A 6408-nucleotide genomic window follows, 5' to 3' on the forward strand; every position below is an offset into this window, starting at 1 on the left:
CCCCCCCGCGCGCCCCCCCCCCCCCCCCCCCACAACCACCCCCCGCCGGTTCGCCCCCGCCCCCCGTTTTTCCCCCCGGCCCCCCGCCCCCCCCCCGCCCCCCCCCCCGGGGGGGGGCCCCCGGCCGGCGCCTCGTGTTCCCAGAATCGCAGCACGGTCCATCCCGCCGCAGCCAGATGCTCGGTCGTCTCCCGGTCCCTGGCCATGTTCCGGTCCAGCTTCTCCCGCCACCACTGGGCGTTCGCCTTCGGTTGCGTGGCGTGCACGGGGCAGCCGTGCCAGAAGCAGCCGTCGATCATCACGGCGACCTTGGCCCGGGTGAAGGCGATGTCGATCGTGCGCCGGGGCATGTCCGGCACCCGGGTGTTCACCCGGAAGCGATAGCCCGCCGCGTGCAACAACTTCCGCACCGCGACCTCGGGCTTGGTGTCGCGGCTCACCTGGCGGCTCATCCGGGCGGAGACGCCGGGGGACGAGGGTTCGACCGTGCTCATCACCACCAGTCTCCTACGAACCGTCCGCCCCGCGTTCGATGATCGCGAAGTCTCCTCTGGTCGAATCGATGGTCCGGAAACGCACCAGATTTCTCTTCGGGGCGCTCGACGAACCGGGCGCGACCAGACCGAAGGCCATGACAAGGTCCTCCGGGGCTATCGCTCCGGTCGGGGACAGGGCCGGGGGCTTTTCCTCCACCACGGGATAGAGCACGACCACGCCGCGTCGATCACGTGCCAACAATTCCAGGGTCTCGTCACCGGACCGGCTTGCCTCGTCGTTCGCGCGGGCGATCCGGCGTGCGGCTTCGCGATGCTTCGGCTCACCGATGGCGCCGAAGACATCGCCACGCCGCCGGGAGCGGTGGGCCAGGGAGAGGGGGGTGGACCCCAGGACGCTCGCCTCGACACGACGGGACGATGTCTGCCGCGGGAGGATCACCAGCCAGTCGTCGATGCCCTCGCCTTGCTCGCCGGCGGAGAGAAGGGACTCCAGGTGGGGCGAGAATTCGGAGGGGATCGACCACCGCAGGTCACAGAGGACCTTGAGCAACTCCTCGTGATCGAGCGTGCTGACCTGCGCTTCGAAGCTGTCGCCCCCGGCGGATGCGTCGCGCCGTAGCGTGATGGGGTCGCCGCCGAGCAGGTCCAGCACCGGCCGCCACACCTCCGCGTTGTGGCGCAGGTCCGCCGGAGCCGTCGGGTAGGCCGTCGGTTCGACCCATTCGCCGGGGGAGCGGATCTCGACCAGCTCCGCGTTGAACATCTTGTTGCGGGCGGACGGCTTCAGCCAGGAGAGGTGCTGGGAGACCAGGGGCGGTATCTGGGCCGGGGTCACCTGGGGCTTGCCGTCGACCAGGGTGGCGTAGCGGGTGAGCTGGGCGCGGAACGTCTCCTCGTCGCGGCAGATCGCCTCGAACGCCTCGTACAGGTCGACCGTTCTCGTCTTGCCCGCCGGTTCCGCGCGGCCGATGTAGAGGCGTACCAGGTCGCGGTAGCCGGGGCGGAAGCCGAACCAGCGGCCCATCTGCATCAAGGTGTCGGCCTGTTGGGTCCTGCGGCGGTAGTACGTCACCGTCAGGCCCTCGACGGTGAAGCCGCGCGACAGCTTCGTACCGCCGACGAGGATCTTCCAGACGTTCGGGGTGCGGTCGAAGTCCAGATCCGGCTGGTCGTAGTCGCGTTCTGTGTCGCCGTTGACGACGAGCACCGGTGTTCCGCCCGAGTTGATCAGCTGGCGGGCGCGGGAGACGTGCGGTCGCAGTTCCTCGTACGACGCGGGCGTGGGGAGGCCGGAGTCGGCGAAGGGCTGGAAATCCGAGGTGAAGAGGGCCTCCAGACGGGAGTGGCCCTCCTGGCTCGTGTAGCCGGCCTGGTGCCACATCGAACTGATCCGCAGGGCGAGGTCCGCGTGCTCGGCCATCCGTACGGACTCGTGGACGAGCATCGTGTGGTGTCGGAAGTGGCTTTCCAGGGACGGGTCGTGGGCGGCGCGGTACAGCTTCAGGGCGCCTGTGAGGATGAAGGCGTCGAGGGCCTCGGCGAGCCGGTCGTCGTGGGCGTCGTCGTAGATGCCGCGGACGTGCGCTCGCTCGGCGCTCCCGACGGCCGACTCATCCGTGCGGTCCAGGTCGTGGAAGTCCTGGACGCCCATGTATCCGGTCGGGCGCGGCAGCGAGATCAGGAAGTCGCGCGGGAAGATGTCGTCGCCGTCGCCCGGGTCGACGAAGACGTTGGCGAAGGGCGTCGCGGTGTACCCGACGTACTGGGCGCGGGGGAGGAGCCCGAGCAACTGGGAGATCTGGCCGTTGATCGCTGTACGGGTGACCTTGCCCTCATCCCACTTCTTCGGGTCCGTCGTGTTGACGGACGCCTGGTCCGACTCGTCGTCGATGATCAGCGTCGGGATCTCGGAGAGCAGCGGACCGCCGATCTTCTTGAGGTCCTTGATGAGCTTGCTCAGGACGGACTTGTTCTTCTTCACCACCATCACGCGGGTCGCGGCCCGGTGGAGGTTGTCCGGCGCGTACAGCGGCTGTGTGCGGATCTGCTTGTCGAATTCGAGGGCGCGGATTCCGGTGGCGAGGCTCTTGTAGTCGTCGTCCCGGGTGGTGAGGCGCTCGATGTCGAAGGCGCCGAGCGTGGACGGGCGGCCGTGGTGGCTCACGAACTTCTCCGGCCAGTCCTCGTCGTCCTGGTAGTCGACGCCGATCAGGGCTTCCGGGTCGTCGGGGTCCGCGCCGCGCAGGATGTTCTCCTGGCCGATCAGTTCCATGTCCAGGCGGCGCTGGGTCTGTCCGCGCAGCAGGTTCAGGGTGCCGCCTAGGACGATGACGAGGCGGTAGCCCGCGTCGATGGCCTTGGCCGTGACGCCCGTGAAGTTGGCGGTCTTGCCGGACTGGACGTAGCCCACGACCAGGCCCCGGGCTCCGTAGGCATCGGGGCGCGTCGGGTCCGCCAGCCGTTCGACCACGGCGTGGCTCGCCTCGTCGAGGCCCGCCACGGCGGCGTCCGACCAGCCCTTGCGGCGCAGGAGTTGTTCGTACGCGGTCCAGTAGAAGGACCGGACCGCTGCTGTGTCGCGGGAGTACCACCAGGTCGGTGTGGTGCTGATGATCGTGGGGCCGGGCTCCTTGAAGACCGGGACGGCGTGGTCGAGGACCTTGCGCAGTGCGGTGTCGAAGCCCAGGCGGTCGTACGCGTCCGCGCGCCGCTCGTCCGTACGGGGCGGAGCTGTCGACCAGTCCGCCTGCACCGCCAGGTCCCAGCCGGTGAGCGTACGGTGCCACAGCGCGGTCAGCTCGTCGCCGGAGCCCGCGGCTGTGATGCGGTCCCGGAAGTCGCCCTGGTCCGTGTCGGCCGGCTCCTCGTCCTCGGCGAGGGCGAAGGCGAGCTTGGCGAAGTTCCTGGGCCCGCGGCGCATCGCGGCGAGGACGTCTCCGTGGAGGTGGAGCAGGTGGTCGGTCACGGGCGGATCTCTTCCCGGTCGTGTAGAGGGGCGGCTCGGACTGGAGTGGTCAGCGCGCCAGTTCGCAGCGCGCGGCCGTCACCAGGACGCTGTTCCACAGGGCGATGTTGTCGAGGTGGGTGGCCCGGACCCGCTCCTTCTGGAAGATCTCGTTGACCATGAGGTAGAGCATGCTCTTCACCACCGGGGCGTCGTTCAGACCGCCCCGGCGCCCGCCGTTGAAGACCTGGCGGTACTCCTTGTTGAGCTTCACCACCCGCTCTTCGCGGTCGAGGTCGAAGAACACGTCGGAGGGCAGGCTGTCCCAGCGGAACGTGATCGGGTCCTCGCCCTCCAGCTCGGGCAGTTCGTCGCGCAGCGTGCGCTTCAGGCGGGGGTCCAGGCCTTTGCCGGCGGGCAGGACCGCCTTGCGCTGGGGCTCGGTGGCGCGCCGGGCCGCTTCCCGGTACGTCGCCACCGCCTCCTGGACGTAGGCCGCGAATTCGTTCCCGGCGCCGTCCGTCGCCTGTTCCAGGCCGCGGGCGAAGGCCGGGGTGACGCTCACGCCGTCCTTCTTGACCGTGAGGCTGAAGACGTCGTTCTTCTCGGCGGGCAGGTCCACGGCGATACGGGCGAGGGCGAGGTGGCCCTCGGGGCTGCGGGTGTTGTTCCAGCCGCCCGCCTGGACGAGCCGGTCGTTGCGGTAGATGTAGAACCCCTGGCGCTCGGCGAGCGGGCCGATGCCCCGGAAACTCACGAGCGGCGACTTCGGCTGCCAGATGTGGGCGTTCAGCGCGACCTCGCCGACACCCTCCACCGGGGCGGTGTAGGTGCGCGGGTAGCCGGGCCGGCCGGAGATCCGGTAGCCGAACGGGTCGATCGGCTCGACGCCGCGGTGATCGAGCTCCTCCCGGGTCGTCACGTCCTCGACGACGATGTCGACGTTGAAGTCGTCGCGGGCCAGAAAGCGGTGGAGGTGGAGACCGAGGTGGGTCTCCAGCTTCTCGATGGCGTCGTTCAGGAAACGGTCGGCCTGGCCGGTGGTGATCGTCTCGAAGGCCCGGACCCGGTCCCAGCGGACGATCGTGCCGTGCCACTCGATCAGGCCGTCGTAGCGGTCGACGAGCGCCTGGCAGTAGCGCGGATCCACGATGTCGCAGGTGAAGTCGGCCCGGGCGCTGGCGGTCAGCCAGCGGCGGCCGGTCGACGGGCTGCGCTTGGTGCGGCTGATCACGGTGAGCGAGTCGGCGTGCGAGAGCGAGGCCGCCTTGAGCCCGGCGCCGAAGTGACCGAGTGCGCTGTCCCCGTACTCCTGGCGTCCGCCGACCGTCATGGCGGTGTCGAGGGCCTCGTCGTTCATGCCGGATCCGTCGTCCACCACCAGCAGACCCACGAGCCGCTGGTCGTCCCGGAGGAAACTGACCACGACGTTACGGGCGCCCGCGTCGATGGAGTTGTCGACGAGGTCGGCGACGGCCGCCTCGAAGCCGTATCCCTGGTGCGTCAGCGACTCGACGTAACGGGCCGCGGGCGGCAGGCGCTTGCTCCCCGATGTCGGGACCTCGTACTGCCAGTCCGCAGAAGGCTGATAGGGCGACATGACGACTTCCTCGCACACTGGAACGGGGCCCGTGTGGGGACGTCGGCCCTGAGACGATTGTTGAAATGTGATCGTATGGGAAAGGTCTGACATCCGGGAAACGTTGTGTGAACTGCCCGGCGGTCGGCCCCGGGTTCGCGTACGACGGCGGCCACGGGATGGCGCGGCCTCGGGCGGCGAGGGTGGTGGCGTACTGGGGGAGCAGGCCCGGGTCGGACGGGGACGCGGCCTCCGAGGCGGCGAACGCCTCGTACGAGGGGACCGTGCCCGTCACGATGCCCAGGTTCGGGGTGCCCGTGGCGTGGAGGTCGCGCAGGGACGCCTCCAGGCGGGACAGGTGCGTGGCGTGGTCCACGTACTCCTCGGTCAACGCCGGGTACGCGGTGAGCAGTTCGCGCAGCTCGGTCGCCGGCCAGTGCAGGACCGCGACCGGGAACGGGCGGGAGAGCGCCGTGCGGTACGTGCCCAGCTCCGCGCGGAGGCGGGTGATCTCGGCCTTCAGCTCGACCGGGTCCGACGAGCCCAGCGACCACAGGCGCTTCGGGTCGTGCAGTTCGTCCAGGGGGACCGGAGCCGTGTTCAGCTCGCCCGCCAGCTCGTCCCAGGCGTCGTGCTCCAGGCCCATCAGCCGGCGCACCCGGTGCCGGCCGGTCAGCAGGGACTGCGTGGCGTACGGGACCTCCTCGCCGGGGGCCAGCAGCAGGGTCAGCGCGGTGGAGAGGAAGTCGTGCGCCTTCTCCAGCTCGTCGTGCGCCTCCAGGGTCTCCGCGGCCACCTGCCACGGCGCGGCGTTCAGCGGGCCCGCCGTGCGGATGCCGTCGATGATCGCCCGGGCCTCGGCCTCGTGATCGTACTCCCAGAGGTTGGCCGCTTTCAGGGCCTTGATCAGGTGCGGGTTGTCGACGGTGGACTCGGGGGCCCCGAGCAGGTCGTCGTAGAGGGTGCTCGCGCGGGCGCGGTCGCCCGCGAGTTCCAGGTGGGCCGCGGCCTGGAGGATCAGCGGTTCGTGGTCCTCGGGGTACTGCGCCGCGGTGCGGAGCAGACGCTCGGCTTCGGTGGTGTGGTCGGCAGGCGTGTCGGGGCGCATGGACCACACGGTACTGCCGGACGGTGACGGCGGGGAGAAGAGGGCGGGGGAGGAGAAGCGGGAGAAGTCTGGAGAGTTGTGAGGTTTGCCCCTACCGTGCGGCCCGAGTCTTCAACGGTGTGCGGTCGTGCGGCCCGAGTCTTCAGCGGTGTGCGGTCGTGCGTTCCGAGCCTTACGGTGCGCGACCGTGCGCGTCGAGCCTTACGGTGCGCGAACCTGCGTTCCGTGTTCTTACCGTTCGGGAGGGTGACGTCGATGCGGAGACGGGGCGCTCGGGGAG

At 69.9% G+C, this 6408-nt stretch carries 2 protein-coding genes and 2 pseudogenes; all 4 read right to left on the reverse strand.

The window, feature by feature from the left end; genetic code table 11:
• Positions 1–125 precede the first annotated feature (125 nt).
• A pseudogene (locus JS521_RS09785) lies at positions 126–494 on the reverse strand (very short patch repair endonuclease); the annotation flags it as partial.
• Positions 495–507: 13 nt separating this feature from the next.
• Positions 508–3462 (reverse strand): Z1 domain-containing protein, encoded by a 2955-nt coding sequence (locus tag JS521_RS09790; protein WP_205082324.1) that lies wholly within the window; start codon positions 3460–3462, stop codon positions 508–510.
• 49 nt (positions 3463–3511) lie between these two features.
• The gene (locus tag JS521_RS09795) at positions 3512–5041 is read right to left on the reverse strand and encodes an ATP-binding protein (protein WP_205082325.1); all 1530 of its coding nucleotides are present in this window, start codon (positions 5039–5041) and stop codon (positions 3512–3514) included.
• A gap of 142 nt (positions 5042–5183) precedes the next feature.
• Positions 5184–6128, reverse strand: a pseudogene (locus JS521_RS09800) (hypothetical protein); the annotation flags it as partial.
• Positions 6129–6408: the final 280 nt, after the last annotated feature.

This window comes from Streptomyces durocortorensis (assembly GCF_016901035.1).
Lineage (GTDB): Bacteria > Actinomycetota > Actinomycetes > Streptomycetales > Streptomycetaceae > Streptomyces > Streptomyces durocortorensis.

Bases quoted from the DNA above. Each gene is read 5' to 3' on its own strand.
- JS521_RS09795 (WP_205082325.1), bottom strand. From the start codon at position 5,041: ATGTCGCCCTATCAGCCTTCTGCGGACTGGCAGTACGAGGTCCCGACA.